Origin of the sequence: Mesorhizobium silamurunense (assembly GCF_014843825.1) — a bacterium.
Classification (GTDB): domain Bacteria; phylum Pseudomonadota; class Alphaproteobacteria; order Rhizobiales; family Rhizobiaceae; genus Mesorhizobium; species Mesorhizobium silamurunense.
The window spans coordinates 1-25,851 of the sequence record NZ_JHQR01000218.1 but is presented as its reverse complement, the minus strand read 5'-3'; the positions used below and the strand labels follow the sequence as shown (position 1 = coordinate 25,851).

The window sequence follows — 25,851 nt, the reverse complement described above, 5'->3', positions numbered from 1 at the left end:
GGCGAGGCCAGGCCACCTGCCGCGGCGATCGCGCCGGCAAGGGCGAGGCCACCCATCGCAAATGCCGCACGGCTGGCGAACGCCATGTAGCCGGTGGCGGCAACGAGAAGCGCCGCGAACCAGCACAAACCGAAAGCGCCGAAGATCGCGGCCACGGTAACGGCCGCGCCGAGACTGGAGGTGACCAGCGTCACCGCCGCGCCCGCGGCGAGAAAAGGAGCGGCGAGCATGATGCCGATGAAGCGGCGCTGACGCAGGCGCTCGGCCTCGCCCGTGACGGTCGGATGAACCATGCGTTCGCAACCGGCGGCAATCGCGCCAGGCAGATGAACGTATCTGGCCGTAATCGAACTCAACGCACTCGTACCCGGTCGTGAAACTACCCTGCTTTTTGCAGGTGACTCTTGGTTGGCTTGAAACTCGCACCCAGCGTTTAAGGAATGGATAAGGCAGACGAGGCGAGCGCCCCCGCCCGAGGCAAATATTGGGACGCCGGCGCCGCAGAGCCCGTCGATCTGCCGCCATGGTAAATGGAGCGTTAGCCGCGACAGGCGCGCCGGGCTTCCCGAAAACCCCGTGCCGGCCCTTCTTCGTTTCGAAATTTTGCTTTTAAAACAATTATATAGATGGTTATCATAAAGTTAATGCAATCGATGAGATTTGAATGAAATCAATCTCGAAACCAATCCTTTCGAATTTATCTAAAATTTGAAGAAAATTCGCAGCTTGGGCGCAAGCCGTCCTTTGCGTGGCCGTGCCACTATCCCGCCCATAAAAAGAGGTCATGCCAATGGACGCATGATCCGGTCACGGACGAGAGGCATTAAGATGGGCTTTCTGATCAGGATGGCTTTCTGGTTTTCGCTGGTGCTCTTGGCGCTGCCGCTCAGCGTCGGCCCGGACGAGGATGGCCGCGAGGCGGTCGGACCGATCCAGGCGCTGTTTGCAGCGCGCGAGGCGGTCGGCGACATTGCCGGAATCTGCGAGCGCAAGCCGGACGTCTGCGAGACCGGCAAATCGGCCATGCACACCATCACCGTCCGCGCCCAGGAAACCGCCAAGATCGCCGCGGCCATGCTTGACGACCAGCAGTCCGATAAGCCGGCAGCACCCGGGGCGAGGGTGGCGGAAACCTCTGCCGAGACCACCGGCAGCGTCGCCGAAGACATCGTGCTGCCCGCCAAGGTCAACATCCCGGTGATGCTGACGGCGAAGAACTGAGATTGCTTTCAGCCGTTCGCTCGGCCTCTTTAGTTTTGACGCAATTCCGGACGGAGGGCTACGGCGAAGTCGCCGAACCTAAACGTTTCACACTTTTCCTGGAATTGCTCTAACGCCGCGGGCCGGTCCGACCTCTCGACGCCCGCGGCGTCTTTCTTTTTCCGTGACGCGGCGGCGCCGGGTCACTATATGCGGGCAATGACGACCTCGATCGCAACGATCCGCGACGACTTCTCTCTGCTCGACGAGTGGGAGGATCGCTACCGCTATGTAATCGAGCTCGGCGAGGCGCTGCCGCCGTTTCCCGAGGCCGAACGCACACCGGCCAACAAGGTGCCGGGCTGCGTCAGCCAGGTGTGGCTGATCACCGAGCAGGGAGAAGGCGTCGATCCGGTGATCGCCTTCCAGGGCGATTCCGACGCCCACATCGTGCGCGGCCTTGTCGCCATCATGCTGGCGCTGTTCTCGGGCCGGCCGGCCAGCGAAATCCAGAACACCGATGCGGAAGTGACGCTGAAAGAGCTCGGCCTCGACGACCATCTGTCGCCGCAGCGCGCCAATGGCCTTCGCTCGATGGTCAAGCGCATCAAGCGCGACGCCGAAGCGGCTTTGAAGCAGACCGCCTGACTCAACCAAACCCAGCGACGAACCGCATTGCGGCGGGTTTACCCGTTCACGGAAAACCGCCGCGCGCTTTTCCTGGAATTCAAAAGCAAACGGCGCCCCGCGGGCGCCGTCGCTTTGCTGAAGAGTACAAGCCGCTACCGGCGACCCTTGGGCTTACGGCCGAGGCCCATCTTCTTGGCCAACTGCGAACGAGCGGCTGCGTAGTTGGGAGCGACCATCGGATAGTTGGCGTCCAGACCCCACTTCTCGCGATATTCTTCCGGGGTGAGGTTGTAGTGCGTCATCAGATGGCGCTTCAGCGATTTGAACTTCTTGCCGTCTTCGAGACAGACGATGTAGTCGTCATGCACGGAGCGCTTCGGGTTGACGGCCGGCTTCTGCTTCTCGGCCGACGGCTGCTCCGTCGTGCCGCCGACGCGGCCGAGCGCGGCATGAACATCGGCAATCAGGTTCGGCAGTTCACCGACCGGCACCGGGTTGTTGCTGACATAGGCCGCCACGACATCAGCGGTCAGCTCGATTAGCGCGTCACCATTCCTTGAAGGTGTTTCGACGATATCCATTGTGCTCAGGCCCCAACGAGAGTTTGTTTCTAGACTGCGCCCTTTTCTGGATCGGGCATCGCGCGAATTTCATGCAGGCAAGCCCCGCGATTCGCGTCGCGTCATCTTAATGACGCTATGCTGCAAGTAAGTCAATTCACCTATTGAATTATATTCGGCGATATTCATCAAATATTGCCGATTCAGCTTCAAAATTTCGTTCGCCGTGTAACTTAGCGAGATTTTTCTGGCCGGACCAGCGCAGCCTGACGTGGCGTCAAGCATGCTTTTACACCTCAGGTGGCGCTAAACAAGGCTCTCAATGCTTGACCAATGCTTGGCTACCCTGGGCGGCGAGGACGAAAAATCCTGTGGACCACAGGCCGCGGACATTCATCCTCGCGTCAAACACCAAATGGCCTCGACGAACATTCAGTAGGGCGCGATGTACTTGCCGTAGACCCAGCCGGTGACGAAATGACCGTTCTGCGCAGGATCGTGCCAGACCTCGCACCAGCGATAGCGGATCGCCTGCCGCTGCTTCCAATGCGGCTGGCCGGCAACGTCGAGCAGGTCTATCCCACCCGTGCAGCGGCCGGTCATCTGCAAGACGGTGCCGTTCGGATAGGCCGCCTGCTTTTGCGATGTGTTTGACGGATACTTGCGCGCGTTGAGCGTGTCGCCGAACGGCACGCCAGCCACTTGCCAGGCGGCGAACGCGGTTGCATGAGACTGGCTGGATAAGGCCAGCACTGTCGAAGCGACAGCAAAGGCGACCGCGGCGCGAACATAGGATTTCATCTTTTCCCCCTTCGACTTACTTTCTGCAGACCATCTTGAGCCCCACCCCTTGAACCGCCGCTGAGCGGCGTGTTCATTCGCCATTCAAGCAAATTTCAGGCAAATTCCACAGCGAGACGTAATGACCAGACCTTCCAGCTTCCGGGCTGCCTTCCCGACCGCCAACCCGCCGCGGCCCGAGAAACGCCCCATCTTCGACGTGCATCACGGCATCGCCCGCACCGACGACTATGCCTGGATGCGCGCCGACAACTGGCAGGCGATGTTCAGGGACCCATCGCTCCTCGACGGCGCGATCCGCGCCCATCTCGAGGCCGAGAATGCCTACCAGGCAACGCTGATGGCCGACACGGCCGAGCTGCGGAGCAAGCTGTTCGCCGAGATGAAGGGGCGCATCAAGGAGGACGACTCCACCGTGCCGATGAAGGACGGTCCCTATGCCTATGGCTCGTCCTTCCGGCTGGGCGGCGAGCAGCCGCGTTACTTCCGCACGCCGCGCGACGGCGGCACTGAGGAGATCCTGCTCGACGGCGACGCGGAAGCCGAAGGCAAGCCCTATTTCCGTCTCGGCGGCGTCGACCATTCGGCCGACCATCGCAAGCTGCTCTGGGCCTTCGACGACAAGGGTTCGGAATTCTTCATCCTGCGCGTGCGCGACATCGCCAGCGGCAAGGAACTGACGGACCAGATCCCGGATACGGGTGGCGGCGGTGTGTGGAACGCCGGAGACGACGGCTTCTTCTACACCCACCTCGACAACAACCACCGCCCGTCAAAAGTGTTCTTCCACGCACTTGGCGACAGTCCGGAGAACGACCGGCTGATCTACGAAGAGACAGATCCCGGCTTCTTCATGGACGTCAGCGGAACGCGTTCCAACGATTGGATCATGATCGGCATCAACGACCATGAAACCTCCGAATACCGGCTTCTGCGCGCCGACGAGCCGCTCGGCGAGCCGACGCTGGTGGCGGCGCGCGAGACCGGCCTGCAATATGATCTGGAAGAAGGCGGCGACGTCTTCTTCATCCTCACCAATGCCGACGGCGCCAAGGACTTCAAGATCATGACCGCGCCGGTGGAGAACCCGGTGCGCGCCAACTGGAAGGAACTGGTGCCGCACGAGCCCGGCCGGCTGATTCTGTCGGTGCTGGGCTTCAGGCACCATATGGTCAGGCTGGAGCGCAAGGAGGGCCTGCCACGCATCGTCGTGCGTGATCGGGCAACCGGCGAGGAGCATCTCATTTCCTTCGACGAGGAGGCCTTCTCGCTCGGCCTTTTCGGATCCTACGAATACGACACCGAGGTGATGCGCTTCACCTATTCGTCGATGACGACGCCGGCACAGGTGTTCGACTACGACATGCGCAGCCGAGAGCGCGTGCTGTTGAAGACGCAGGAAGTGCCTTCAGGCCACGATCCGGAGCACTATGTCACGCGCCGGCTGATGGCACCCGCCGCCGACGGCGAACTGGTGCCGATCTCGCTGATCCACCATCGCGACACGCCCCTCGACGGCTCGGCGCCCTGCCTGCTCTACGGCTACGGCTCCTACGGCATCACGGTGCCGGCAGCCTTCAACACCAACTGGTTCTCGCTGGTCGATCGCGGTTTCGTCTTCGCCATCGCCCATGTGCGCGGCGGCAAGGACAAGGGCTATGGCTGGTACGACGACGGCAAGCGGGCGCACAAGATGAACACCTTCACGGATTTCATCGCCTCAGCGCGCCATCTGGTGGCCGAACGCTACACAAGGCATGACCGTATCGTTGCCCAAGGCGGCTCGGCCGGCGGCATGCTGATGGGAGCGATCGCCAACATGGCGCCAGAAAGCTTCGGCGGCATCGTCGCCGAGGTGCCGTTCGTCGACGTGCTCACAACCATGCTCGACGCCAACCTGCCGCTGACGCCGCCGGAATGGCCGGAATGGGGCAATCCGATCGCGTCGGCCGACGACTACGGCACGATCGCGGCCTATTCGCCCTACGACAATGTCGCGGCGCTCCACTATCCGCCGATCCTGGCGCTGGCCGGGCTCACCGACCCACGCGTCACCTATTGGGAGCCGGCCAAATGGGTGGCGCGGCTGCGCGACCGCAAGGCGGGCGACAATCCGGTGCTGTTCAAGATCAACATGGAGTCCGGCCATGCCGGCGCCTCGGGCCGGTTCTCCCGGCTGGAGGAGATCGCGTACATCTACGCCTTTGCCTTGAAAGTGACCGGCAAGGCCTGATTTTTCCCTCGCAATCGCAAGGGCCACGCGCTACGCAATGCGCCGTCGTTTTTGGTCGCGGCCTTTCTGGGTCGCGCCATCTGTCATTCGCAGGGTTCGTCATGCTGCTCGTCGACGTCTATCTCGACAAATCGCCCATCCAGGGCATCGGCGTCTTCGCCAAACACCGCATTCCAAAGGGCGCGCTGATCTGGAAGCTCGACCCAAGGTTCGACCGGCGCATTCCCGTCGACACCTATGAGAACGAAAGCGGCCCGGTGAAGTCCTACCTCGATCGCTACTCCTATCCGGACCGGCGCGACCCGAACTACATCGTCTTCGAGGCGGACGATGCGCGCTACATGAACCATGCGGACGAGCCGAATTGCGACGTCTCCTCGCCCGAGGAAACCTACGCGCTGCGCGACATCGCGCCCGGCGAGGAACTGACCTGTGACTACAACCACTTTTTCGAGAACGGCTTCGACTTCCTGGGCGACCGCCACCCGTAGTCGGAGCGGTTCAAGTGCGACCGCGGACGGCGCGTCTTACGCAGAGAGCAATTCCGGCTGGCGTCCCATGGCCAATCTGCCGCGCAGGTTTCGAATGCCTGCCAAGGCTTTGCCGGCGATGATGCCTAAAGCGACGCCGCCGGTAATCGCAAGCAGTTTGAAGCCCGGAGCCGGCAGCCGGCCTGCGACGGGCGCCATCAAAAGCTCCGGGACGAAGCGGTGGAACAGGTAGATCGGGAAAGCCGCGACCGCGACCTGTGTAACCACCCGCCCTACCCCGGCTGACAAGCGAACACGCGGTAGGTAAAGAAGAACCGAAAGCGCGGTGAAGATCATCAAATACTTGACCGTCGTCCCCAGCCAGACCGACTCCCAAAAGGCTAGATAGCCCAGCACAGCGGCGGCAAACGCGGTCACGACGAGCTTTCTGGCGGGAGTGTCGGCCAAACCGGCGCACCAACCAAAGACAGCAAGGTGGAAGACCCAGTAGATCGCGAAGATCTGGCGGCTGCCTAAGTCGACGAACAATGGGACTGAAAAGCGCGCGGCAGCGGCAAACACCAAAAGGCCAAGCGAGAAGGCGAAGGGTCGAGCTCGGGCCAACTTGCGTAAAACCGGAATGGCGAAGATGAGAGCGAAGACCAGAAGCGTCTGCGCAGAGGCCTCGATGAACCAGTAGAGATACGGGATCATCTCGTGACGATCCGGTTCGGCATAGCCGAAGTTGCCAGTAAGGGTCATCGAGGCCCAGGGGGCCGCCTGCCAGGCGACGGCGTAAGCGGCGACAATGAGAAAATGCGGAATCAGGACACCGATCGCAGGTTTCAGCGCGTGCCGGATTCGACCGGCAAGGAAATGGACCGACTGGAAACGCGCAAGACTGTAGCCGACAAGCAGCATCATGACGCCGGAGCCGCCGGGGATAGGCCACAGCGTCTCGTGATGCACGACCACCAGAAGGATCGCCATGACCCTCAGCACCAAATCGACAGGCATCTCGCTTGCCTGCCTGCGCATGAGAGGTCGCTCCGCCGCATGAAGATTTGTCAATTCTGCGACGCTTAGCCGTTCCCAGCCGTCCGGCAGTTCCAAGCCAAGCCGCTCGAGTTCCAGAGCCAATTGCAGAAAGCGAAGGGAATCTCCGCCGAGAGAGACAAAGCTGTCGTTGCGGCCGACGGAGAGCGGGTAGAACACGCGGGCATAGGCACCAAGCACGCCGCCCCTTTCGGAGCGGATTTCCGCCCGTCCTTGCAACATCTCGCGCTGGAGGCAGGTATAGTCGATCTTGCCCGAGGCAAGTCTGGGGAAGTCGCCGCGCGTGGCAACGCGAACCAGATTGGCGGGCAAGCGACTGACTTCGGCAAGGATAGACTGTGCCCTCCCCACCGAGCCGGCGCCGATCACATAGGCCTGCAACCCTCGATCGTCGCCGAGCACCGCGGCCGCAATGCCCGCGCGCTCCAGCGCCTGCTCCATGATATCGAAGCCGATCCTGAGGCCGGCAATCTTGGCAAAGCGGCTCTTGCGCCCGACGATGCGGAAGAACCCGTGCTCGTCCCGTACGGCGATATCACCGGTGTTCAGGGTCTCGACCTCGGCACCGCGCACCAGATCGCAACGCTGCGCGCCGTAACCCATCATTACGTTCGGACCGCGATAGACGAGCTCTCCCGGAATACCCGATCGCCTGATCGGCTCTCCTCCGGCATCGCGATGCCAAGGCTGCCGCCCGGGATGGCCACGCCGATGCGCCCCTCCCTGTCGGAAAGGCTCTCGGGCGGTACGAAAGCGATGCGCGCCGTCGCCTCGGTCTGGCCATACATGACGAAGAAGCGGCCGCCCCGGGCACGCATGTGATCCCTGTAGAGGCGGATAAGGTCGGGGCGGAGCTGTCCGCCCGCCACCGTCATCGTCCGCAATGTCCTGAGTTCAGCGTCGCGAAAACGCGCCCTTTCCAAGAGTTCGTAGGAATACGGAACGCCGGACAGATTCGTGCAGCCGCCGTCGGCGATCACTCTGAGGAAATCGCCGTCCATGATCGAGATGCCGGGGAAGAGGACGCTGGCGCCCGCAATCAGATGCGAGTTGAGGACCGACAGCCCGTAGGAATAGTGGAGCGGCAGCACGAGAGCGGCCCGATCGTTCGAAGAGAGTTCGAGATAGGCCGCAATCGAGCGCGCATTGGCCTCGATATTGCCATAGGAAAGCCTGACCGCCTTGCCGGCGCCCGAGCTGCCGGATGTCATCAGTAGCAGCGCGAGATCGGGGTACAGCGGCTCAGCGTCTCGTGCGCGCTGCGCCTCCCTGACGAGACGCCAGCGGCCGTCGAGTGGCCGGTAGGTGAAATCCGGCTGGAAGGCTGCCAGGAAATCTTCCCAGAGCCGGCTGTCGCAAGGCGGCAGCATGGCCACCGCATGGCCCGCCCGCAAAGCTCCAAGATAGGCGACGACCGCATGCTCGGAGGCTTCCGCCGAGATAGCCACGAGCTGCTTTCCCCCCTGCCCCAGCCGTGTAGCGAAGCGCCGCGCAAGGTCGTCGAGCTCCGCATAGGAGAGACTTCGTCCATCAGCGAAGAGAAATGCTGCGCGCTGTTCGCCACGGGCGAATTCGGACACAAGGTCGAGAGAGTGCATGGGCAAGCTTCGGTCCGCCTGGAAACTGGCCGAAGCGCCTATAATACATGATTATTTAAGTCAACTAATATGCGGTCGTTTGCCGTGCTCCAACCGCAGCATGAATTGGGCAATACGCATCAAATCAGCCCGCTGGCTTCTTGCGCGCCGGATAGCCATTGGGGTGCGGCGGGACGGCCTTGAGATAGGCGGCGATCGCGGCGCGGTCGTCGGCTGTCAATTGCGCGATGTTGCGCTGCACGTCGACCATGGCGCCGCCGACGGAATCGAAATCCGGCGTGAAGCCGGTTTCGAGATAGTTGGCGATGTCGGCCTCCGACCAATCCTTGGTGCCGCCCTGCGGGGTGATGTTGGGCATGACGCCGGAGCCTTCGGCGGCCACGGCGCCCGCCAGCCACTCGGCCTTCTTGAAGCCGCCGGCAAAGTCGCGCGGCGTGTGGCATTCGCCGCAATGGCCGGGCCCCTCGACCAGATAGCGGCCGGCCAGCACCTTGTCCGGCGCGCCGTCAGGCAAGACGATCACCGGTCCGGGGCTGAGATAGAGCCACTTCCAGAGGCCAATGCCGCGACGGATGTTGAAGGGGAAGGAGAGTTTGTGGTCAGGCGCCTTGCCGGCGACCGCCGGCAGCGTCTTCATGAAGGCATAGAGGTCGGCGACATCGGCCGGCTTCATGCGTGCATATGAGGCATAGGGAAAGGCCGGATAAAAATGCTCGCCGGAGGGCGAAACGCCCTTCAGCATCGCATTGGCGAAGTCTTCCTCGCTCCAGGCGCCGATGCCGTCCCCCGCATCCTGCGAGATGTTGGGCGGCACGAAGATGCCGAACGGCGTCTTCAGCTCCAGCCCGCCGGCAAGCTCCAGGCGGGCATCACCCTTGGACCCCGGTTTGGCATGGCAGGAGGTGCAGCCGCCGGCATAGAAGATGCGCTTGCCCTTGGCCGCGTCACCGGGGCTGAGCTGCGCTACGGTCGCGGCATCAAGCCTGACGGGCGCTGACAGCGCCCAGCCGGCGACCGCGCCGGCGCCGCCCAGAACGACGACGGTGCCGATGAGTTTCCTCAGCCAGCCCATGGCCGACTGTCAGCCCTTCTTGATCCTGTAGGTCTGATGGCAGGTGCCGCAGTCGCCGCCGATCGTGTTGAGCTGCGCCTTCAGCGCATCGGCGTCGGCCGGCGGGGAAGCGACCGCGGCCTTGACGTGGGTCAGCAGCTTGTCCTCTGCCGTATTGAAGCCGGCCTTGTCTTCCCAGATCTTGGGCGCGGCCGTGGTGTCGCCCTTGTCGCTGCCGGCCGGGAACAGCGTCTCGGCATCGAATTTTTCGGCATTGGCCTGCAAGGCCTTAAGTGTCGTCAGCACCGCGGCCGCGTCGAAATCCTCCTCGCCCTTGACCACCTTGGACAACTGGCCGGCGAGCTTGCCGCGCTCCTTCATCAGGGCCTGGCGATCCTTGATCGGATCGGCAAAAGCGGCCGAAACGGCAATAGCGAGCATAGAGATGGCGAGGACAAGCTTTCTCATTCGATTGGCTCCGTGGTGAAGAAAATTCGCGACTGGACGTTAACGGACCTGACCGTGGGAATATTCCCCCGGTGCCGTCACGATTTTCGCGATCGTGATCAATCTCGTGTGTCGGCAGAAAAAGAAAAGCCCCGGCATGCCGGGGCTTTTCGTCAAATATATCAGCCTTTTACCTTCTCGTATAGCTCCAGGACATAGTCCCAGTTGATCAGGCTATCGACGAAGGCTTCGAGATACTTCGGCCGCGCGTTGCGATAATCGATGTAATAGGAGTGTTCCCACACGTCGACGCCGAGGATCGGCGAAGCGCCATGGACCAGCGGGTTCTCGCCGTTTGGAGTCTTCGAGATCGCGAGCTTGCCATCCTTGACCGAGAGCCACGCCCAGCCGGAGCCGAACTGGGTGGTGCCGGCGGCGACGAAGTCCGCCTTGAACTTGTCGTAGCCGCCGAGATCGGCATCGACGGCCTTCTGCAGCGCCCCCGGCAGCTTGTTGCCGCCGCCGCCCTTCTTCATCCATTTCCAGAAGTGGATGTGGTTGTAGTGCTGGGCGGCATTGTTGAAGAGCCCGGCATTCTTGCCGAAGGACTGCTTCACGACCTCTTCGACCGAAAGGTCGCCCATTCCAGCCTCGGCGGCCAGCTTGTTGCCGTTGTCGACATAGGCCTTGTGGTGCTTGTCGTGGTGATACTCCAGCGTCTCCTTCGACATGTAAGGCTGCAGGGCCTCATAGTCGTAAGGCAAAGCGGGCAACTCAAAAGCCATGGATGGTACTCCCTCGTGGAAAAAATCCGGTGAAACTACCGAACTAAGATAGGTCTGGAATGGGTTGGGGCAACTCCAGAACGAAGCGCCGATCGCCTTTTTATCGGCTCAGGCGGCGGAAGTCGAATGCGCCCAATCCCAGTAGAGTTCGCGCGCCTTCTTGGCCACCGGTCCGGGCTGAAGGTTGCGGTCCTCAATGCGGGTGACCGGCACCACCTTCGAATGGTTGCCGGTCGAGAAGATCTCGTCCGCTTCGAGGAAATCGCGGATCGACAATGCCTTCTCGGTGGTCCTGAAGCCGTAGTCGCCGAGCAGGTTGATCGTGCGCGAGCGGGTGATGCCGGAAAGGAAGGTGCCGTTCGCGGCCGGCGTCATCACATGGCCGTCCTTGACCAGGAAAATATTGGAGGTGCCGGTTTCGGCGACATTGCCCAGCATATCCAGCACCAGCGCGTTGTCGAAGCCGCGCATCTTGGCCTCGAGGATAGCGCGGCCGTTGTTGGGATAGAGGCAGCCGGCCTTGGCGTTGGTCGGCATCGTCTCGATGGTCGGCCGCCGGAACGGCGAGACGCCGATCGAAAAGCCGGAAGGCGGAATCATCGGCGATTCGTAGAGGCAAAGACAGAAGCGGGTCGAGGACGGGTCCGCCGGCACGCCCATATAGCCGCCATGCTCGGCCCAGTACATCGGCCTGATATAGACGGCGGTCTTGCCGTCGAATTTCTTCATGCCATCCCAGGTCAGCCCGACAATCTGCTCCGTCGTCATGGAAGGCTTCAGGCCGAGCGCGATCGCCGAGGCGTTGACGCGCGCGGCGTGACGATCGAGATCTGGCGCCACGCCTTCGAACCAGCGGGCGCCGTCGAACACGCTGGTGCCCAGCCACATGGCATGGCTGCGCGGTCCGAGAATGGCGACGTTGCCCTCATACCAGTCGCCGTCCACATAGGTCCATGTCGCGGACTGCGCCGCCGCCGCCAGAGTCATCGTTTGCCGTCCATTTGGATGATTTCAGGCCGCCATAGGACGATGCTTTGACAGCCGGCGTCAACCAACATCGGTAAAAATCGTTGAGGCCAGAGGCACTTGACCTCAATCATTGCTTGCGCTGCGCCCCGGCGCGCCGCAAAACTTCTCCTCATGCATCATGCGGCCTATGTCTTCGACGCCTATGGCACGTTGTTCGACGTGCACGCCGCCGTGCGACGCCATGCCGGCGAGATCGGGCCTGACGGCCAACTTCTCTCCGAAATCTGGCGCGCCAAGCAGCTCGAATATTCCTGGGTCCGGACGCTGATGGGCGCCTACGCCGATTTCTGGCAGCTCACGGAGCAGGCGCTGGATTTCGCGCTGAAGAAGGTGCCCTCGGCCGATCCGACGCTAAGAGCAAGGCTGCTCGAAGCCTATTGGCGGCTCGACTGCTATCCGGAAGTGCCGGCGGTGCTGAAAGCGCTGAAAGCATCCGGCGCGAAGCTCGCGATCCTGTCCAACGGGTCGCCGGAAATGTTGCGTGCGGCGGTGAAATCCGCGGCGCTGGACCAGATCCTGGACGACGTCTTCTCGGTCGATGAGATCAAGCGCTTCAAGACCGATCCCTCGGTCTACGACATGGTGGTCACCGGCTGGCGGCTCTATCCGGGGGCGGTGTCCTTCCAGTCCTCCAACCGCTGGGACGTCGCGGGCGCCACCAGGTTCGGCTTCCGCACCGTCTGGATCAATCGCACCGACCAGCCGGACGAATACCGGGACTTTCCGCCGGGGCTGATCCTGCCCTCGCTCGAAGGCCTTTTGGGGGACGTCTGACCCTCCTGTTGCTGCAGGGCAACAGATGTGTCGCGGTCACAGCTTCGCCTTTGTTTGTCCACCCTGAGGTCAGAATTGGAACCGCCTATCACCGCCGACTGTTATTGGAACCGCCGGCGGCCAGCCTGCGGATTCATGCTTTCTTGCGAATTAAGACCTAGAAAAGGCAATCATGTCAGACGCTTCCTTCCGCATCAGCCGCCGCGGCTTCCTCAATCTCACAGCCCTTGGCGCCGCTTCGGCCGCGGTTTCCGCCTGCTCCACCACCGGTCCAGGTCCCGAACCGGTCCAGCCGCCACCGCCGGCCTATGTCGAGCCGCCGCTCGGCGATTACGAGACGATGTATGGCGCGATGTCGGACAACGGCTTCGACCTGCCGGCCATCCCGGTGAACAAGATCGATCACAGATTCTTGCGCCAGATCGTTCCCGATCCGACCGGACAGCGGCCGGGCACGATCGTGGTCGATACCACCAACCACTTCCTCTATCTGGTGCGTGAGGGCGGCCAAGCGATCCGCTACGGTGTCGGCCTCGGCCGCGCCGGCTTCGAATGGTCGGGCGATGCGGTCGTCCAGTGGAAGCAGAAGTGGCCGAAATGGACGCCGCCGGACGAGATGGTCGCGCGCCAGCCGGAACTGACGCAATACAGCGCCAAGAACGGCGGCATGACGGGCGGATTGAAGAACCCGCTCGGCGCCCGCGCGCTCTATTTGTTCCAGGGCAACCAGGACACGCTCTATCGCCTGCACGGCTCGCCGGAATGGTGGTCGATCGGCAAGTCGGTCTCCTCGGGCTGCGTGCGGCTGATCAACCAGGACATCATCGACCTCTACGACCGCGTGCCGAACAAATCGCCGGTCGTCGTGACGGCCGATATCGGCGAGCCCGTGGCGGACATGCCGGAGCGCCGAGCCATACCGATCGACAACGGCGTGCCGACCGGCTCGATCCTGCTCGGTCCGGTAAGGCGGATGACCAACGAGATCTTCTGAGCTGCCTTAGCGGTGCTCGGCCAACAGCGTCGCCAGCACCGCAACGCCGCGCCGCAGCGCCTCCGTGTCGAGCCCGGCGTAACCGAGGATGAAGCCGGCCGTTCCAGGTCGCGGCTCGCTCGGATCATAGAGCGGCGACACGGGATAGAGGCCGATCCCGGCGGCGCGCGCCGCCGCGATGATCGCCGGCTCGCGCTCGGCGGCGATGCCGTTCATCCAGGCAACGACGTGCAGTCCGGTTTCGGCTCCCGCGACGACGACCCTTGGCCCCAGATGATCGGCCAACGCCTGCAGCAGGACCTCCCTGCGCTCGGCGTTTTTCCTGCGGATGCTGCGGACGTGACGCTCGTAGGCTCCGCTCGCCAGCAGGTCGGCCAACGCGTCCTGCTCCAGCATCGGAGCATGCCGGTCGGTAAGGCGCTTTGCTTCGCTGAACGCCCGACGCAGGCTTGCAGGGACGACGAGATAGCCGAGCCGCAAGGTTGGCGAGAGCGTCTTCGACAGCGTGCCGACATAGATGACCGAGTCTTGATCGAGCGTCTGCAGAGGCGGGATGGGGGCGATGTCGTGACGGTATTCGCCATCATAGTCGTCTTCGACAATGTAGGCGCCTGATGCCGTGGCCCAGGCCAGGAGGGAGCGCCGCCGCGTCGCCGAAAGCACGCCGCCGAGCGGGAACTGATGCGACGGCGTCACATAAGCCAGACGGGCCGGCGGCAGTGCATCCGTCCTTAGCCCGTCCGCGTCGACCGCAACGGGCATCGCAATACCGCCTGCCGCCACGAAGGCATGGCGTGCGAGCAGATAGCCCGGATTCTCGATCACGAACGGATCGCCAGGGTCGAGCAGCAGCCGCGCGCAAAGGTCGAGCCCTTGCTGCGATCCATTGACGATGACGATCTGGTCCGGCGCGCAACTGATGCCGCGGGCGCGCCAGAGATAGGCCTGAAGCGCGTTGCGCAGAACGGAGGATCCCTGCGGATCGCCATAGCGCAGCCGCGCGGCGCGCCGGAGAATGGCCTTGTTCGACGCCCGCCGCCAGGCCAGCACCGGGAAGTCCGCTCCGGACAGGTCGCCATAGCGGAAATCCGCGACCTTGGCCGGCTGCTGTTCCGCCGGCGGAGGCAGAGCCAGCAGGCGGCGGGCGAATGCCGAGAGGTTCCGGGGCGAATCGCTCGCGATGGGCGCCCCCCCTGACGCTCTCTCCAGCCCCGGAGCAACGATCGCACGCGCGCCCTGCCGGATGATCAGATAGCCTTCGGCGTCGAGCTGGTTATAGGCGGCCGTCACGGTGGTTCGCGACGCGCCCCATTCGGCGGCGAAGGCCCGCGTCGACGGCAGGCGGTCGCCGGGCTGGTAGCCGCCGCTGTGGATCTGCGCCTTGATCGCCGCGATGATCCGGCGCGCGACACCATCTTGTTCCAACTGGACCACCGAAAACCCTCAAAACTGGATGTTTCAAGCAAGCCAGCTTTCCGGCATCTTTCCATGCGATGCAAGGAGTTTCGCCATGTACATACCGCCCGCCTTCCGCGACGCCGACAAGGAAAGCCTGAGGGCAACGATCCGTGCCGCGCGGCTGGCGACGCTGGTCACCGCCACGGCGGACGGGCCGCTGGCGACGCCATTGCCGCTTTTCCTCGACGAGAGCGAGGGCGAGCATGGCGTGATCTATGGCCATGTAGCGAAGGCAAATCCGCAGTGGCGCATTCCGCCTCTGGGCGACGGCCTGGCGATCTTCATGGGGCCGGACGCCTATGTGACGCCGGCCTGGTACCAGACCAAGCAGGAAACCGGAAAGGTGGTGCCCACCTGGAACTATGTCGCCGTCCATGTCCACGGGGCGGTCGAATTCTTCGAGGATGCCGACAGGCTGCTCGACGTCGTCACGCGCCTGACCAATCTCCACGAAAGTGGGCGCGCCTCGCCCTGGGCCGTCTCCGACGCGCCGCCGGATTTCATCCAGGCGCAATTGAGAGGCATTGTCGGCCTGCGCATGCCGATCACGAGGCTGGAAGGCAAGCGCAAGATGAGCCAGAATCGCAACGCTGCAGATCGCGCCGGTGTCGTGTCAGGTCTGGCGGCGAGCGACCGGCCCTCCGACCGCGGGGTCGCCCCTCTCATCCCGTCGTGACACCCGATCCCGTCCGCTTTAAGCCGAGCCCATCATGCCGGATCTGACACAGTTCGCCTTGTACTTCGCCGCGGCATTGCTGCTCGCCATCACGCCCGGGCCAGGCATCTTCTACGTCGCCGCACGCACGCTCGCCGGAGGACGCGCGGAAGGCATTGCCTCCAGTTTCGGGACGGGCCTGGGCGGCATGGTTCATGTGCTTGCCGGCAGCCTGGGCGTTTCGGCAATCGTGCTTGCAAGTGCGGAACTGTTCACGGCGCTGAAGCTGATCGGCGCCATCTACCTCGTCTGGCTCGGCTTTCGCACCTTCCAGTCCGCCCGCCGCGAGGCAAAGACAATGCTGGACGGCAGCGCGGCTGCGCCCACGCTCGGCGCGGGCCGAGCGTTTCGCGAAGGGGTGCTGGTCGAGGCGTTGAACCCGAAGACGGCCGCCTTCTTCCTGGCCTTCATCCCGCAGTTCGTGAATCTGGGCGCCGGCCACGTCGCCCTACAGTTTATGGCCCTGGGCTTCGTATCGGTAACGCTAAACACCCTTGCCGATGTCGTGGTCGCTTTCGCGGCCAGCCGCATCAGGGAAGGCGCGGCTGGACGCACCAGCGTGATACGCCGCCTGCGAGAAGCGTCCGGCGGCGCGATGATCGCGCTCGGCATCGGCCTTGCCATAGCCAAGCGCCCTGCCCTCTGATTGCCGGGCCAGGCTTACATCAAAGATCCAGGGACGCCCTGAAAGCGGAAAGCTCCTCATCGGTGATTGAGACGACATGCTGCGGCTCGGGATAGGCGCCGGTCCGCACGTCGGCGATGAACTCGCGATAGGCGGCGATGCGCTCGCGCTGCAGCCGTTCGAACTCCGCTGCGAAGTTGCGATAGGTCTTGGCGTGGCGCGGCCTGTGGCCAGCCGTGTGGCCGAGCACGTCCTCGCTGAACTGATACTGCGCATCGGCATGCGGTCCCGCGCCCATGCCGAGCATGATCATCGGCGTATTGCGGGTGATCAGCTCGGCGATCCGGTCCGGCACGACCTCCAGCTCGGCGCCGAAACAACCGATGGCCTCGAGGCGCTTGACATGATCCCAAACCGCCCGCGCGCTCTCGGCTGTCCTGGCGACCGCCTTGAAGCCGCCGGTCCAGGTGCATTGCGAGGGGATCAGGCCGACATGGGCAACGACCGGCACGGCGTTGTCGCACAGCGTCTTCTGGATATCGCGCGAGGCGGCGCAGTAGAAGCAGTCGCCGCCCATGCGCATGAAGTGATAGGCAGCGCTCAGATAGTCGTCCGCCGAAACCAGATCGCCAGCCGGCCCATAAGGAAGCCCGACCTGGACGAAGCAGCGTCCAGCGGCCTCGCGCATTTCCGCTGAGAAGAAACGGCCCTCGATCGACAGCATATCGACACCGGCGGCGTTCGCCGCCGCCGCTTCTTCGAGGCTGGTGACATAGAGCATCGAGATCTTTTGTCCGCGCGCCTTCATTGCGCGGATGTCGGCGACGGTCGGCCGGTTATTCTTGGTGACCATTTTGTTTCCTCAGATGGTGAAAGCGTTGCGGAAGGCTTCAAGCGCGGCTTCAGAATCGCCGGAGGCAAACGCCTCCATCCCGACCGGCCCTCGATAGCCCATGTCCTTAAGCGCGCGGGCAATGCCGCGATAGTTGATCTCGCCGGTGCCGGGCTCCAGCCGTCCCGGCACGTCCGCGACCTGGATCTCGCCGATCCAGGGCAGAGAGGCGCGGCAGAGCTCGATCAGGTTCCCCTCGCCGATCTGCGCGTGATAGAGGTCGAGGTTGATAGGCGAAGGCCCGGCCGATCGACGCTCGATACCAGCGCCAGCGTGTCCTCGGCGCGCGCGAACGGCACGCCGGGATGATCGAGCGGCAGGTTCAGATTCTCCAGCGTGAAGGTGACGGCCTCCGCCTCGGCAAGATCGGCGATGCGGTTCAGCGTATCGCGCGCCTTGAGCCACATCGCGCCAGTGACCGTCTCGTAAGGCGTGACCGGCAAGCCGCCCTCGCCCAGGCTGGTGCCATGCAGGTTGAGCCGCGCGACGCCGAGGCGCTTGCCGACAGCGGCCGTCTCCTTTGCCGTCTTCAACAATTCGGCCGCGCCCTCGTCATCGGCGAGCCGGCCGCGCAGATAGCCGTTCATGATCGAGAAGGTGGCGCCGGATTTTTCCAGCATCGCGAGGTCGTGATCCGGCCAGTTCCAGAGGCCAACCTGGAAGCCCAATTCGGTCAGGCGCTTGACGCGGAATTCCATCGGCCGGTCGCGCCACAGCATTTCGGCACAGGCGGCAAGAGTGAAAGTCTCGGACATGTCAGATCTCGATATGCACGCGGCCGTTTTCGACCTTGGTTCGGTAGGTTTTGAGGTTCACGCAGACCGGCGCGCGCAAGGCCTCGCCGGTGCGATAGTCGAAGACGCCGTTATGCTTCGGGCATTCGATCTTGTTCCATCACGAGCCCGTCTGAAAGATGCACTTTTTCATGCGTGCACAGGCCGTCGGTGCAGAAGTAGTCATCCTCCGGACTGCGGTAGATGGCGAATGTCCGGTCGCCATGATCGAAGCGGATGACGTCCTCTTCCTCGATATCCTCCGTCGCGCAGGCGTCGATCCACATTGCCATTGTCTGCCTGCCATTTGTCCCTGCTGGTCGAAGAGCGGCCGGCGGGACGCTTGATCGCGCCGGCCGCGAGGGAAGATGCCCGTGGAGGAGGTGGGCGTCTTCAACTAGTTCATGCATGCTCGCCTTGCATGGCGGCGAAACTCTCGATCTCGGCTTCGAGTTCTGCCATCTGCTCGCCGCCGGCCATCAAGTCGGTGACTGCTTCGCGGCTTTTCTCGCCCTTTCGGAAATCGGCGGCCTTGGCGCCCCTGATGAGGACGGCGAAGTGGTCGCCGACTGTCAGCGCATGGACGACGTTGTGCGTGATGAAGATGACGGCGATGCCCTTCTTCCGGGCCTGCAGAATGATGCGTAGAACGTGGGCCGCCTCCTTGACGCCGAGGGCCGCAGTCGGTTCGTCGAGAATAAGCACGCTGGCGCCGAAATGCACCGCGCGGGCGATCGCCAGCGCCTGTCGCTCGCCGCCCGACAGTCCGCCGACAAGGCGATCCCCGTCGTCGATGCGGGTGATGCCGAGCTGGCGCATTTCGGTGACTGCGATCTCGTTGGCGCGCTTGCGGTCGTAGATTGTGAGCGGGCCCCAGCGCCTTGTCGGTTCGGCGCCTATAAAAAAGGAGCGGCCGATGCTCATCAACGGGAACGTCCCACCAAACTGATGCACGGTGGCGATGCCATGGTCACTGGCGTCGCGTGGGCTGTCGAACGCGACCGCCTTGCCGTCCATCTCCATCTCGCCAGATGTCGGCTTGTGGACGCCGGAGAAGATCTTGATCAGTGTCGACTTGCCGGCGCCATTGTCGCCCAGCAGGCAAAGCACCTCACCCTTGTAAACGTCGAGCGAGATGTCGTGGAGGACGTCGACCGGACCGAACGACTTGTTGATTCCGGTCAGCTTGAGCAGGGGCGTCGTCATCAGCGTGTCCTCGCCTTGCTGCGCGGAGCATAGGTAAGCGCCATGGTGCGGAAGGTGTTGTTCATGAGCACGGCCGCCAGCAGCAGCACACCGATGATCAAGCTCGCCCAGTTGGCGTCGAAGCCGGTGTAGAAAATGCCCTGGTTGACAATGGCGAAGGTCAGCGTGCCGAGCACGATGCCGACCACCGAGCCATATCCGCCGGTGAGCAGCACACCGCCGATGACCACCGCGATGATCGAGTTGAAGATGAAGGACTGGCCGGCGGCCACCTGAGCGCTGTTGTAGAGGATCGCCTGCGACATGCCGACAAAGGCTGCGCATAGGCCGCTGCTCATGAACAGAGCGATGGTGAGCCGGTCTGTCGGGATGCCCGCGTTGCGGGCGCTCACTGCATCGCCGCCCATAGCCAGGATCCAGTTTCCGAAGCGTGAGAGGTTGAGGACGAACCCGACAACCAGGATGGAAGCGATCCACCAGAAGAGGGTGACCTCGAACTTGCCGCCGAGATAATCGCCCAGCAGGAGCTTGGCGACCGGTCCGCTCTTCAATGCGACGCTGGTGCTGCCGGTCAGGATGACTGAGATTCCAAGCGTCAGGCCGGCCAGGGCGAACAGCGTCGCGAGGGTCACGACGAATGACGGCACCTTGGTGCGGATCACCAGCAGCCCGTTGATGAAGCCGATAGCCAGCCCAAGCCCGAGAGAGGCCAGGATGCCGACCAGGATCGGCGCGTCGTAGTGGCCCGAAATTATGGCGATGGTCATCGAACTGGCCGGAACCATCGAGCCGACCGAAAGGTCGAGATGTCCAGCGATCATCAAAAGCCCCACCGGCAACGCGATGATGCCGAGTTCCGCAGCGACGTTGAGCCAGCTCGCAGCACCGCCCGCCGCGAGGAAATTGGCACCGCCAAAGATCGAGAAGAAGACGAGCACGGCGATCATCCCGATCAGCGAGCCGACTTCGGGGCGCCGCACGAGGCTGCCGAGCGATGGCATCGAAGAATTCGGGGTATGCGGCGCAGTCGCTGCCTGGGCAGCTTGGTCAAGGGCTTGGGATTTCATCTTATGTCCCTGGCGTTGTGACTTGAGCGCGCGGGGCGGCGGCCGGCCCCCGGGCCGGCCGTTCGTCCATGAGCGTTAACGGGCACCGGCGGCGGCACCCGCCAATGTCGCGTCGACATTGGAGGCGTCGACGATCCCTGGTCCGGTCAGCACCGGCTTCGTCGGCAGGTCGAGCCCATAGTTGACGAGCCCATTGAGCAGCGACACTGCGAGGTAGCCTTGCAGGTAAGGCTGCTGGTCGATCGCGAACGACTGCTTGCCGTCCTTGATGCGCTGCAGGCCGGTCTCGTCCATGTCGAAGGAAGCGAGCTTCACCTTGTCGCCGACATTGGCCTGGCTGATGGCATTGGCAGCGCTGTTGGCATCGCCCGCGCTAATTGTGATGACACCGTCAATGGCGTTGTCCTTCAGCACGGCGGCCTTGATCGCCTCGGCGACCGCGGTCGGATTGCCGAAGCTCGAGGACGGCAGTGGCAACTGGCTCGACTTGCCCCCGCTCTTGGCGATTGCGTCGGCAATGCCCTTGCAACGGTCTTCGGTGTTGGTGGCCCCTGGCAAGGTGTTGACGCACAGCACGTTCTTGGCGCCATGGCTGCCGTAGTATGTGCCGCCGCCGAGACCGGCCGCGTATTCCTCGTTGCCGACATAGTTCATGGCGCCAAGGCGCTTGGCGGCGTCCATGCCGCCGGAATTGTAGATGATGAGCGGCACGCCAGCGGCAACGACTTCCTTGAACGCGTCGTCCATGGCTTCGGGTACCCAGTCCGGCCCGACGATAGCGCTTGGATTCTGGCTAAGCGCGGTCCGGATGAGCTTGGCTGCGTCCGGACCCAAATTGTCGTAGTTCTGGGGCCCGAGCCAAGTAACCGATCCTCCTGTCAGCTCGGCGACCTTGCCGGCGTCGTCTGCACCCTTTTTGACCTTCGACCAGAACGGATCGTCGGCCTTGCCGCCGATGACGAAGATTTTCGCGCCTTCGGCCATGGCCGATGTGGCTGCCGTTGCCGCTGCGCCCGCCAGCATGAAAGCCGCCAGGAATTTGGTGATACGCTTCATTTTCTCTCCTCCCATTTGCCGTCCTTCGACGGGTTTTGAAACTGCTGCCTCTGCGAGCGCTTCCCTCCCGGTCCGCGCGCTGCATGATCGGTGGCCCGCCGGGCTCAGGCCCGGGCGTTCACGCGCTCCCTCTTTTTCTGGAAACGGGCGTCCATCAGGGCCTCGCCCTCCTTGGTGCCGTCGTGCCAGGTGCCGAACCACCTATCGAGCGGGATCAGGCCGTCGCCGCCGTAGTTCACCTCGAAATATTTGTGGTGCAGGTAATGCGCATAGGCATGGCTATCGAGGCTCATATTCTCCGTCAGTTCGAACTTCTCGAAGCCGAGATGTCCGTTGACCGCGCCGAAGCCCGCTACATGCAGCTGGAACAGCGCGACGATCGGGTTTGACGGGATGACGAGGTGCCAGAAGGCGACCGCGTGGTAGAGGAACCCTTCCACCGGATGCATGGAGAGCGACGACCAGGGCGACGGGTTGATCGAATTGTGGTGGACCGAATGGATCCAGCGATAGAGCGGGCCCCAATGGATCAGGCGATGGATGAAGAAGAAGTGCACCTCGTGGATGGCGGGCGCGACCAGCACCAGCAAGGTGAGGTAATAGGGGTGTTCCTGCCAGCTCACCCACGGCACGAAGCCATTGGCGAAGCACCACAGGAAAAGCACTTCGACGACGGTCCATAGCGGGATGGTGATGAAGAAGGAACGCAGGAAATTGTCGAGGTTCTGGCTCTGGAACCAGAAGACGTCCGACGGCGTGTCGCCCGGGAATTTGTGGTTGTACTTGAAACGTGTCGCCTGAGCCCGCTGGATGTAATAGCGCAGCTCGAAAACGCCGTAGAAGACGAAGATCGCAGCCGCGTTGACGGCGTAGAGCCACAGCGCCCAGCCCCAGCCGATCGTCTTCATCGTCTCGACATCGGGGACGATGTAGAACCAGTAGAGCAGCGCGGTCGCCATATGGAAGGCGTTCCACGGCCAGAAATAGCCCGGCAGCCAGGCGAGCACTTTCGGCAGCTTCAGCGGCCAGCTCCAGAACGGCGCGACCTCGAGGCGCCGGTTCGGCTTCCAATCCCCGCGCTTGTCGCGCTTGCCGTATGCGAGATCGTCCATCAAGGGCCTCCTCCGTCCGCAACGCCGGCAAGGATGGCCGCGCGAAAGGGCTTCCTCCGCTTCAGGCGGGGGTCGAAGCGCTTTCTCTTCCTGCTTTAGCTATCCGTCAGCCGGCGATGCCGCCTTGCTTGCGTTGCATTGATAATCATCTTGATCCAAAATGAATCAAGAATAGAATGTTTATTCCAAAGTATTTGTATCATTCGTGTCAAAACTGCTTCGCGCATGATATTTTTGTGTCATGCTTGGTGCCTGGATGAGATGAAATGGATCAGCGGAAGCGCCCGACGATCAGGGATGTGGCAAGCGAAGCGAAGGTTTCCGTGGCAACGGTGAACCGCGTGCTCAGCGGTTCGGAAGCCGTCCGGCAAGGTACGCGCGAGCGCGTCATGCTGGCGGCGCAGCAGATCGGCTTCTACGGCATGGGCGCGCTGAGGGCCCGCGTGGCGGCGGCGCGGCCGCGCTACAGGTTCGGCTTCCTGCTGCACCAGCCCGGCCGCGCATTCTACCGCAATGTGGCCGAGGCGCTGCGCCTGGGTGCAGAGGCGATCGCGGACTGCGAGATCGAAGTGCACACCGAATTCCTCGACGATCTCTCGCCGCAGAACATCGCGTCGCGCATGTTGACGCTCGGCGAGGAGTGCGACGCCATCGGCGTGGTCGCGGCGGTGCATCCCCTGGTCACGCAGGCGATCGACACCTTGCAGGCGCACAACGTGCCGGTCTTCGCGCTGATCTCGCAGATCTCCGCGACAGGCGAGGTCCACTATGTGGGACTAGACAACTGGAAAGTCGGGCGCACCGCGGCCTGGGTATTCGAAAATGTCTGCCGCGCGCCGGGCAAGCTCGGGATCCTCATCGGCAGCCACCGCTACCGCTGCCAGGAAATGAACGAGAGCGGCTTCCGTTCCTATTTTCGCGAGCACGCGCCTGGCTTTACCCTGCTCGAACCGGTGCTGACCTTCGAATCCAGGGCCATAGCGCAAGAGATGACGGAGAAGCTGATCGCCGAGAACCCGGATCTCGCCGGCCTCTATATCGCCGGCGGCGGTGTGACCGGCGCGATCGCGGCGCTTCGCTCGACCGGTCGGGCCGGCAAGCTGGTCGTCGTCGGCCTATGAGCTCATGGATGTGACCCGTGCCGGGCTGCTCGACGGCACGCTGACATTCGTCATCTCGCACCCGCTCGCGCGGATGGCGCAGGAGGCATTGGCCGGCATGGTGCGCGCCGTCTCCACACCGAAGGAGGCCGGCAACGTGACGACCATCCTGCCCTTCGACATCTACACGCGCGAGAACATCTAGCCGACCATCTATAGGGCCGGCGGCAGTCGACGCTCAGGTGCACACCCACTCGCGGATCTTGCACTCCTTCCCCTCGCCTCCGCACTGCGCCGTGGCCTTGTCCTCGGCTTCGCGGCGGGTCGTGGCCGACGCGGCGCCCCAGAACGGGGTTGCCGCGCCGCGGCTCTTGCCGACCGACAGAGCCGCGCAGTGCTCATAGGGATAGCCGGTGCCGTCATCGTCGTCCCAATGGCGATGGTTGCGGAACACCTCGACCACCCTGCAGCCCGCGCCATTCGCATTCTCGCAATATTTGATCGCGATGTCCTCCGCTTCCTGCCGCTTGTCAGCGCCCCAGAAGAAGCCGTGCCGGCCGTCGCCCGGCGAATAGGCGATCGCGCCCCAGATGCCCTTTTCCTCGCAGGTCGGCGCCGGCGGCGGCGCCACCAGGTCCGCCGCATGGCTTGCAATCGTAAGCCCTGCGAGCGCCGCAAGCAGCGGCAATGAAAGGCGGCGATCGATCAGCATTCTCGTGCTCCAGGTTGCAGCATTCAGCAATCCATCGTGGTCTCGGGCCGCTATCCGCCCAGGCGTGCGACCGAAACGACGATGCAGGTGTTTCCGGTCGGGACCAGCAAGGCCTGGCCGCCATTGTTGGCCAGGTTGAAAAGCATGGTGTTGGAAAGATTCTCCGCCGCAACGCTGCCCTTCGGCAGGGTCTGCGCGACTTCCTGGCAAGACTTCTGGAAAGGCGCCACGCGCACGAAGCCGCCCTCGCAGGTCTGGCCGACGGGCGAGGCAAAGACGACGCCGGCGGCCTGCGTCTTGTAGTCCGGCAGGTCGTAGCTCATTCCGGCGACGGCCTGCACGGCGTGGGTATCGGGCGAGGTGTTGTCCCATTGCGTCTGGATCGCATAGGTCGATCCGGCGGTCAGAGCCTGCCCGAGCGTGGCAAAGAGATTGGCGCAGGTGTGCAAGCCTGCCTGGCTCACATGCGCCTGAAACGGCGTCTTGTTCGCCGAGGCATCTGCCGGCGCAGCTTGCGCGGGCTTGCCCTGGGCGGGCGCCTGCGCTTGCGCCGAGGCCGTGCCGGCGACGAGTGTCCCAAGCGTAGGGTATAAGCGGAACGACAGGATGACCGCCGCCGCGACCAGGACAGCGAACGCGCCGAACAGCGCGGTGTTTCGCAGCAGCCGCCATACCGACGAGCGCGGCGTCGGCGGGCTTGCCGGCGGCTCCGGCAGCGGAACGGGCTGAGAGCGTGTCAGGATTCGATCTTCGATGGATTGGCGGGTCATCGACAAGTCTTTCTATTTGATGGTCGAGAGGGCGGACTTCAGCCCCTTGAACGGAGCATCGAGACTGACGGTCGCTCCCGACGGCAGGGAGTAGGAAACCTGGACAGTGGTCTCCTTGCCGATCTGCTCTCGAAGGACCGGGCCTACGGGCACGTAGCCGACGCAGACCGAGGCGTCGCAGGCCTGCAGCTGAACGTCCACCGGCTGCTTGCGGCCGGCAAATTTGAGCGAAAGCTTGCTTCCCGCGCCTGTCGCGCTCGGAGCTCGCAATATCATGAAGGGCTTGCCTTTGTCGTCCGCCGCGAGCGACCAACTGAACACCAGCGCCTGGGCCTGATCGATGAAGGACTGGCTGATGTTGCACACCCTCTTCCTGGCCTGCAGGTTCTCGTCGCAGATCAATGTCCAGTTCTCGAACGGACGCGTGGTCCGTTGATATTCGCCGAGCTTTACGTCCGGTGGCACGGCGACCTCCGAAGGCTTTATCCGATAGCCTGACGGGGCCTGCTCCTGTCCGACCCCGTGCGGGCCGGACAGGACCAGGCAAGTCATGCACATCGCGACAACAAAGACTGCTTGCTTGACCATGGCAGCGTCAGTTCAGAGTAAAGCTGACACCCGCGCCGACGCCCCAGTGCCCGCCTGCTGTCGTGCCGGACACGTTTGCCCGGGCGCGCCCGTCCTCGCTGGTGTACCCGGCGCCGAAGGCGACAGCCCCCTCGCCGCGCCAGTAGCCG

26 protein-coding genes and 4 pseudogenes are annotated in these 25,851 nt (G+C 63.3%); 10 read left to right on the top strand and 20 right to left on the bottom strand.

Going from position 1 to position 25,851, the window contains the following annotated elements; all coding sequences use genetic code 11:
* Window positions 1-293, bottom strand: a pseudogene (locus DH10_RS24365) (PAS domain-containing sensor histidine kinase); the annotation flags it as partial.
* Between the two features lie 535 nt (window positions 294-828).
* On the opposite strand from DH10_RS24365, the gene DH10_RS24360 reads away from it, so the two are divergent.
* Both DH10_RS24360 and DH10_RS24355 read left to right on the top strand, forming a co-directional pair.
* On the top strand, window positions 829-1,221 hold the full coding sequence (locus DH10_RS24360; protein ID WP_192248979.1) for a DUF5330 domain-containing protein: 393 nt from the start codon (window positions 829-831) through the stop codon (window positions 1,219-1,221).
* 198 nt (window positions 1,222-1,419) lie between these two features.
* Window positions 1,420-1,848 (top strand): SufE family protein, encoded by a 429-nt coding sequence (locus DH10_RS24355; RefSeq protein WP_192249223.1) that lies wholly within the window; start codon window positions 1,420-1,422, stop codon window positions 1,846-1,848.
* Between the two features lie 134 nt (window positions 1,849-1,982).
* Here the strand turns inward: DH10_RS24355 and DH10_RS24350 are convergent, their stop codons facing one another.
* Both DH10_RS24350 and DH10_RS24345 read right to left on the bottom strand, forming a co-directional pair.
* Window positions 1,983-2,411, bottom strand: coding sequence for a Ros/MucR family transcriptional regulator (locus tag DH10_RS24350; protein ID WP_067320912.1), 429 nt, complete (start codon window positions 2,409-2,411; stop codon window positions 1,983-1,985).
* 411 nt (window positions 2,412-2,822) lie between these two features.
* The gene (locus DH10_RS24345; RefSeq protein ID WP_192248976.1) at window positions 2,823-3,191 is read right to left on the bottom strand and encodes an SH3 domain-containing protein; all 369 of its coding nucleotides are present in this window, start codon (window positions 3,189-3,191) and stop codon (window positions 2,823-2,825) included.
* Between the two features lie 121 nt (window positions 3,192-3,312).
* On the opposite strand from DH10_RS24345, the gene DH10_RS24340 reads away from it, so the two are divergent.
* Both DH10_RS24340 and DH10_RS24335 read left to right on the top strand, forming a co-directional pair.
* On the top strand, window positions 3,313-5,424 hold the full coding sequence (locus tag DH10_RS24340; protein ID WP_192248973.1) for a S9 family peptidase: 2,112 nt from the start codon (window positions 3,313-3,315) through the stop codon (window positions 5,422-5,424).
* A 101-nt stretch (window positions 5,425-5,525) separates the two neighbouring features.
* Entirely contained in the window at window positions 5,526-5,915 is a 390-nt protein-coding gene (locus DH10_RS24335) for an SET domain-containing protein (RefSeq protein ID WP_192248970.1), read from the top strand.
* A 36-nt stretch (window positions 5,916-5,951) separates the two neighbouring features.
* Here DH10_RS24335 and DH10_RS38290 read toward each other — a convergent pair.
* From DH10_RS38290 to DH10_RS24310, 5 genes and pseudogenes are all read right to left on the bottom strand, one after another.
* A pseudogene (locus DH10_RS38290) lies at window positions 5,952-8,548 on the bottom strand (AMP-binding protein).
* A gap of 124 nt (window positions 8,549-8,672) precedes the next feature.
* Window positions 8,673-9,620 carry a cytochrome c gene (locus tag DH10_RS24325; RefSeq protein WP_192248967.1) on the bottom strand — a complete coding sequence of 316 codons (948 nt, stop codon included), beginning with the start codon at window positions 9,618-9,620 and terminating at the stop codon, window positions 8,673-8,675.
* A gap of 9 nt (window positions 9,621-9,629) precedes the next feature.
* Window positions 9,630-10,067: a c-type cytochrome gene (locus tag DH10_RS24320; protein WP_192248964.1), complete on the bottom strand. Its 438-nt coding sequence runs from the start codon at window positions 10,065-10,067 to the stop codon at window positions 9,630-9,632.
* Window positions 10,068-10,228: 161 nt separating this feature from the next.
* Window positions 10,229-10,831: a superoxide dismutase gene (locus tag DH10_RS24315; RefSeq protein WP_192248961.1), complete on the bottom strand. Its 603-nt coding sequence runs from the start codon at window positions 10,829-10,831 to the stop codon at window positions 10,229-10,231.
* Between the two features lie 108 nt (window positions 10,832-10,939).
* Window positions 10,940-11,818, bottom strand: a complete 879-nt coding sequence (locus DH10_RS24310; RefSeq protein ID WP_192248958.1) for a branched-chain amino acid aminotransferase — start codon at window positions 11,816-11,818, stop codon at window positions 10,940-10,942.
* 153 nt (window positions 11,819-11,971) lie between these two features.
* Between DH10_RS24310 and DH10_RS24305 the strand changes: the two genes are divergently transcribed.
* Window positions 11,972-12,634, top strand: coding sequence for a haloacid dehalogenase type II (locus tag DH10_RS24305; protein WP_192248955.1), 663 nt, complete (start codon window positions 11,972-11,974; stop codon window positions 12,632-12,634).
* A gap of 172 nt (window positions 12,635-12,806) precedes the next feature.
* A complete protein-coding gene (locus DH10_RS24300) occupies window positions 12,807-13,628 on the top strand; it encodes a L,D-transpeptidase (protein ID WP_192248952.1) in 822 nt (273 codons plus the stop codon).
* Between the two features lie 6 nt (window positions 13,629-13,634).
* Here the strand turns inward: DH10_RS24300 and pdxR are convergent, their stop codons facing one another.
* The gene (pdxR, locus tag DH10_RS24295) at window positions 13,635-15,053 is read right to left on the bottom strand and encodes a MocR-like pyridoxine biosynthesis transcription factor PdxR (RefSeq protein ID WP_210325110.1); all 1,419 of its coding nucleotides are present in this window, start codon (window positions 15,051-15,053) and stop codon (window positions 13,635-13,637) included.
* An 85-nt stretch (window positions 15,054-15,138) separates the two neighbouring features.
* Between pdxR and DH10_RS24290 the strand changes: the two genes are divergently transcribed.
* Both DH10_RS24290 and DH10_RS24285 read left to right on the top strand, forming a co-directional pair.
* Window positions 15,139-15,762 (top strand): FMN-binding negative transcriptional regulator, encoded by a 624-nt coding sequence (locus DH10_RS24290; protein ID WP_192248946.1) that lies wholly within the window; start codon window positions 15,139-15,141, stop codon window positions 15,760-15,762.
* A 34-nt stretch (window positions 15,763-15,796) separates the two neighbouring features.
* Window positions 15,797-16,447, top strand: coding sequence for a LysE family translocator (locus DH10_RS24285; protein WP_192248943.1), 651 nt, complete (start codon window positions 15,797-15,799; stop codon window positions 16,445-16,447).
* 19 nt (window positions 16,448-16,466) lie between these two features.
* Here DH10_RS24285 and DH10_RS24280 read toward each other — a convergent pair whose 3' ends face one another.
* From DH10_RS24280 to DH10_RS24250, 7 genes and pseudogenes are all read right to left on the bottom strand, one after another.
* Window positions 16,467-17,279, bottom strand: a complete 813-nt coding sequence (locus DH10_RS24280) for a 3-methyl-2-oxobutanoate hydroxymethyltransferase (RefSeq protein WP_192248940.1) — start codon at window positions 17,277-17,279, stop codon at window positions 16,467-16,469.
* Between the two features lie 9 nt (window positions 17,280-17,288).
* Window positions 17,289-18,073: pseudogene (locus tag DH10_RS24275) on the bottom strand (TIM barrel protein).
* Window position 18,074: 1 nt separating this feature from the next.
* Window positions 18,075-18,384 (bottom strand): annotated as a pseudogene (locus DH10_RS24270) (MocE family 2Fe-2S type ferredoxin).
* 109 nt (window positions 18,385-18,493) lie between these two features.
* Complete coding sequence (locus DH10_RS24265; RefSeq protein ID WP_192248934.1) at window positions 18,494-19,297, bottom strand: ATP-binding cassette domain-containing protein; 804 nt, start codon at window positions 19,295-19,297, stop codon at window positions 18,494-18,496.
* Complete coding sequence (locus tag DH10_RS24260; RefSeq protein WP_192248931.1) at window positions 19,297-20,298, bottom strand: ABC transporter permease; 1,002 nt, start codon at window positions 20,296-20,298, stop codon at window positions 19,297-19,299. The genes DH10_RS24265 and DH10_RS24260 overlap by 1 nt, the downstream gene beginning before the upstream one ends.
* 141 nt (window positions 20,299-20,439) lie before the next feature.
* Window positions 20,440-21,420 carry a sugar ABC transporter substrate-binding protein gene (locus DH10_RS24255; protein ID WP_192248930.1) on the bottom strand — a complete coding sequence of 327 codons (981 nt, stop codon included), beginning with the start codon at window positions 21,418-21,420 and terminating at the stop codon, window positions 20,440-20,442.
* Window positions 21,421-21,524: 104 nt separating this feature from the next.
* Window positions 21,525-22,532: a sterol desaturase family protein gene (locus DH10_RS24250; RefSeq protein ID WP_192248927.1), complete on the bottom strand. Its 1,008-nt coding sequence runs from the start codon at window positions 22,530-22,532 to the stop codon at window positions 21,525-21,527.
* A gap of 266 nt (window positions 22,533-22,798) precedes the next feature.
* On the opposite strand from DH10_RS24250, the gene DH10_RS24245 reads away from it, so the two are divergent.
* Together DH10_RS24245 and DH10_RS37190 are read left to right on the top strand one after the other, a co-directional pair.
* Window positions 22,799-23,653 carry a LacI family DNA-binding transcriptional regulator gene (locus DH10_RS24245; RefSeq protein WP_246811635.1) on the top strand — a complete coding sequence of 285 codons (855 nt, stop codon included), beginning with the start codon at window positions 22,799-22,801 and terminating at the stop codon, window positions 23,651-23,653.
* Window positions 23,654-23,657: 4 nt separating this feature from the next.
* Window positions 23,658-23,837, top strand: coding sequence for a hypothetical protein (locus DH10_RS37190; protein ID WP_246506116.1), 180 nt, complete (start codon window positions 23,658-23,660; stop codon window positions 23,835-23,837).
* A gap of 33 nt (window positions 23,838-23,870) precedes the next feature.
* Here DH10_RS37190 and DH10_RS24240 read toward each other — a convergent pair whose 3' ends face one another.
* The 4 genes from DH10_RS24240 to DH10_RS38285 form a co-directional block, all read right to left on the bottom strand.
* Entirely contained in the window at window positions 23,871-24,344 is a 474-nt protein-coding gene (locus tag DH10_RS24240) for a DUF4189 domain-containing protein (protein ID WP_192248923.1), read from the bottom strand.
* 50 nt (window positions 24,345-24,394) lie between these two features.
* Window positions 24,395-25,114 carry a hypothetical protein gene (locus DH10_RS24235; RefSeq protein ID WP_192248920.1) on the bottom strand — a complete coding sequence of 240 codons (720 nt, stop codon included), beginning with the start codon at window positions 25,112-25,114 and terminating at the stop codon, window positions 24,395-24,397.
* A 12-nt stretch (window positions 25,115-25,126) separates the two neighbouring features.
* On the bottom strand, window positions 25,127-25,579 hold the full coding sequence (locus DH10_RS24230; RefSeq protein WP_312891257.1) for an invasion associated locus B family protein: 453 nt from the start codon (window positions 25,577-25,579) through the stop codon (window positions 25,127-25,129).
* A gap of 130 nt (window positions 25,580-25,709) precedes the next feature.
* On the bottom strand, window positions 25,710-25,851 hold a 142-nt coding region (locus tag DH10_RS38285; RefSeq protein ID WP_192385442.1), incomplete at its 5' end, for a YadA-like family protein.

What these genes read in the sequence shown, in the direction of transcription:
- DH10_RS24255 (WP_192248930.1), bottom strand. Translation starts at nt 21,420, where the DNA reads ATGAAGCGTATCACCAAATTCCTGGCGGCTTTCATGCTGGCGGGCGCA.
- DH10_RS24280 (WP_192248940.1), bottom strand. Translation starts at nt 17,279, where the DNA reads ATGGTCACCAAGAATAACCGGCCGACCGTCGCCGACATCCGCGCAATG.
- DH10_RS24235 (WP_192248920.1), bottom strand. Translation starts at nt 25,114, where the DNA reads ATGACCCGCCAATCCATCGAAGATCGAATCCTGACACGCTCTCAGCCC.
- DH10_RS24345 (WP_192248976.1), bottom strand. Translation starts at nt 3,191, where the DNA reads ATGAAATCCTATGTTCGCGCCGCGGTCGCCTTTGCTGTCGCTTCGACA.
- DH10_RS24245 (WP_246811635.1), top strand. Translation starts at nt 22,799, where the DNA reads ATGGATCAGCGGAAGCGCCCGACGATCAGGGATGTGGCAAGCGAAGCG.
- DH10_RS37190 (WP_246506116.1), top strand. Translation starts at nt 23,658, where the DNA reads ATGGATGTGACCCGTGCCGGGCTGCTCGACGGCACGCTGACATTCGTC.
- DH10_RS24285 (WP_192248943.1), top strand. Translation starts at nt 15,797, where the DNA reads ATGCCGGATCTGACACAGTTCGCCTTGTACTTCGCCGCGGCATTGCTG.
- DH10_RS24290 (WP_192248946.1), top strand. Translation starts at nt 15,139, where the DNA reads ATGTACATACCGCCCGCCTTCCGCGACGCCGACAAGGAAAGCCTGAGG.
- DH10_RS24360 (WP_192248979.1), top strand. Translation starts at nt 829, where the DNA reads ATGGGCTTTCTGATCAGGATGGCTTTCTGGTTTTCGCTGGTGCTCTTG.
- DH10_RS24315 (WP_192248961.1), bottom strand. Translation starts at nt 10,831, where the DNA reads ATGGCTTTTGAGTTGCCCGCTTTGCCTTACGACTATGAGGCCCTGCAG.
- DH10_RS24340 (WP_192248973.1), top strand. Translation starts at nt 3,313, where the DNA reads ATGACCAGACCTTCCAGCTTCCGGGCTGCCTTCCCGACCGCCAACCCG.
- DH10_RS24265 (WP_192248934.1), bottom strand. Translation starts at nt 19,297, where the DNA reads ATGACGACGCCCCTGCTCAAGCTGACCGGAATCAACAAGTCGTTCGGT.
- DH10_RS24355 (WP_192249223.1), top strand. Translation starts at nt 1,420, where the DNA reads ATGACGACCTCGATCGCAACGATCCGCGACGACTTCTCTCTGCTCGAC.
- DH10_RS24350 (WP_067320912.1), bottom strand. Translation starts at nt 2,411, where the DNA reads ATGGATATCGTCGAAACACCTTCAAGGAATGGTGACGCGCTAATCGAG.
- DH10_RS24320 (WP_192248964.1), bottom strand. Translation starts at nt 10,067, where the DNA reads ATGAGAAAGCTTGTCCTCGCCATCTCTATGCTCGCTATTGCCGTTTCG.
- DH10_RS24240 (WP_192248923.1), bottom strand. Translation starts at nt 24,344, where the DNA reads ATGCTGATCGATCGCCGCCTTTCATTGCCGCTGCTTGCGGCGCTCGCA.
- DH10_RS24310 (WP_192248958.1), bottom strand. Translation starts at nt 11,818, where the DNA reads ATGACTCTGGCGGCGGCGGCGCAGTCCGCGACATGGACCTATGTGGAC.
- DH10_RS24300 (WP_192248952.1), top strand. Translation starts at nt 12,807, where the DNA reads ATGTCAGACGCTTCCTTCCGCATCAGCCGCCGCGGCTTCCTCAATCTC.
- DH10_RS24260 (WP_192248931.1), bottom strand. Translation starts at nt 20,298, where the DNA reads ATGCCATCGCTCGGCAGCCTCGTGCGGCGCCCCGAAGTCGGCTCGCTG.
- DH10_RS24335 (WP_192248970.1), top strand. Translation starts at nt 5,526, where the DNA reads ATGCTGCTCGTCGACGTCTATCTCGACAAATCGCCCATCCAGGGCATC.
- DH10_RS24305 (WP_192248955.1), top strand. Translation starts at nt 11,972, where the DNA reads ATGCATCATGCGGCCTATGTCTTCGACGCCTATGGCACGTTGTTCGAC.
- DH10_RS24250 (WP_192248927.1), bottom strand. Translation starts at nt 22,532, where the DNA reads ATGGACGATCTCGCATACGGCAAGCGCGACAAGCGCGGGGATTGGAAG.
- DH10_RS24325 (WP_192248967.1), bottom strand. Translation starts at nt 9,620, where the DNA reads ATGGGCTGGCTGAGGAAACTCATCGGCACCGTCGTCGTTCTGGGCGGC.